Raw genomic sequence first — 2,489 nt, forward strand, 5'->3', positions numbered from 1 at the left:
TGCCTGCCCATGAACCTGTAACTCCTGCTGGTAAGCCTGCAAAGGTTGCACCTGTTGCGCCTGTTGTTGCTAATGTGATATTGGTAATTGGGGAATTAACACAAACCGTTTGACTGGTCCCTGCTGCAATAGTATTCAACGAAGTAACTGTAATTGTGCCAGTGGTTGCTGCTGGTAGACAGCCGCCTGTGGTAGTTACTGTATAATTGAATATTCCACTTGCTGTTGGGGTTCCACTTATCGTAGCCACATTGCCTGCCCATGAACCTGTAACTCCTGCTGGTAAGCCTGCAAAGGTTGCACCTGTTGCGCCTGTTGTTGCTAATGTGATATTTGTAATTGCACTGTTGATACAAACCGTTTGGCTTGTGCCTGCTGCAATAGTATTCAACGGTGTAACTGTAATTGTTCCTGTGGTTGTCGCTGGTGGACATCCGCCTGTGGTAGTAACCGTATAATTGAACGGCCCACTTACGGTTGGTGTACCACTGATTGTTACAACATTACCAGACCATGAACCGGTAACTCCTGCTGGTAAGCCTGCAAAGGTTGCACCTGTTGCTCCTGTAGTTGCTAATGTAATAGTCGTAATTGCACTGTTAACACAAACCGTTTGGCTAGTTCCTGCTGCAATAGTGTTCAACGGTGTAACTGTAATTGTTCCTGTGGTTGTCGCTGGTGGACATCCGCCTGTGGTAGTAACCGTATAATTGAACGGTCCACTTACGGTTGGTGTACCACTGATTGTTACAACATTGCCAGACCATGAACCAGTAACGCCTGCTGGTAATCCTGCGAAGGTTGCTCCTGTTGCTCCTGTAGTTGCTAATGTAATAGTCGTAATTGCACTGTTAACACAAACCGTTTGACTTGTCCCTGCTGCAATAGTGTTCAATGGTGTAACTGTAATTGTTCCTGTGGTTGTCGCTGCAGGTGAACAACTTCCTGTTGTAGTTATTGTATAATTGAACGGTCCACTCGCAGTTGGAGTTCCACTTATCGTAAACACACCAGCCGCAAAAGATTCAGTAACCCCTGCCGGTAAACCTGACACAGTAGCACCTGTTGCATTAGTAACTGAGTAGGTTATGTTTGTAACAGGAGTATTAATACATAATGTTTGGTTTGTTGTTGTTGCAACTGATGTTAAAGAAATTAATGATAACGAAGTAATTGTAATATCAAAAGTACTACTACCTGCTGCACCACATGTTGTTGCACCATATAAATATGTTACAGTATATGTTCCAGCTGTACTTAAACCAAGATTAATTTCACCTGTAGCACCATTAATCGATAAACCTGGAGATGAACTATAAATACCTCCTGTTGTGAATCCAAGGACTGTAGTTGGAATTGGGTTGGTACCATTTATACAAACTGGTGTAGAATAGCTAAATCCTGTTACTGGAACAGCTGTTGGATTAACAGTTATAGTACCTGTAGTTGTCGCTGGTGGACATCCGCCTGTGGTAGTAACCGTATAATTGAACGGTCCACTTACGGTTGGTGTACCACTGATTGTTACAACATTACCAGACCATGAACCAGTAACTCCTGCTGGTAATCCTGCGAAAGTTGCTCCCGTTGCTCCTGTAGTTGCTAATGTAATAGTCGTAATTGCACTGTTAACACAAACCGTTTGACTTGTCCCTGCTGCAATAGTATTCAACGGTGTAACTGTAATTGTTCCTGTGGTTGTCGCTGGCGGACATCCGCCTGTGGTAGTAACCGTATAATTGAACGGCCCACTTACGGTTGGTGTACCACTGATTGTTACAACATTACCAGACCATGAACCGGTAACTCCTGCTGGTAATCCTGCGAAGGTTGCTCCTGTTGCTCCTGTAGTTGCTAATGTAATAGTCGTAATTGCACTGTTAACACAAACCGTTTGGCTAGTTCCTGCTGCAATAGTGTTCAACGGTGTAACTGTAATTGTTCCTGTGGTTGTCGCTGGTGGACATCCGCCTGTGGTAGTAACCGTATAATTGAACGGTCCACTTACGGTTGGTGTACCACTGATTGTTACAACATTGCCAGACCATGAACCAGTAACTCCTGCTGGTAATCCTGCGAAGGTTGCTCCTGTTGCTCCTGTAGTTGCTAATGTAATAGTCGTAATTGCACTGTTAACACAAACCGTTTGGCTAGTTCCTGCTGCAATAGTGTTCAATGGTGTAACTGTAATTGTTCCTGTGGTTGTCGCTGGTGGACATCCGCCTGTTGTTGTTACAGTATAATTGAAAGTTCCACTTGCTGTTGGTGTTCCACTAATCGTAGCTACGTTTCCTGCCCATGAACCGGTAACTCCTGCCGGTAATCCTGCGAAAGTTGCTCCTGTTGCACCTGTAGTTGCTAATGTAATATTTGTAATTGCACTGTTGATACAAACCGTTTGGCTTGTGCCTGCTGCAATAGTATTCAACGGTGTAACTGTAATTGTTCCTGTGGTTGTCGCTGGTGGACATCCGCCTGTGGTAGTAACC

General features: G+C 44.4%; 1 protein-coding gene. It reads right to left on the minus strand.

Translation table 11 applies throughout. The features are described 5' to 3' along the window. On the minus strand, positions 1-2,489 hold a 2,489-nt coding region (locus AAEO58_RS13425; RefSeq protein WP_423972067.1), incomplete at both ends, for a beta strand repeat-containing protein.

It is taken from the genome of Flavobacterium helocola (assembly GCF_038289885.1).
GTDB lineage: Bacteria > Bacteroidota > Bacteroidia > Flavobacteriales > Flavobacteriaceae > Flavobacterium > Flavobacterium cheniae.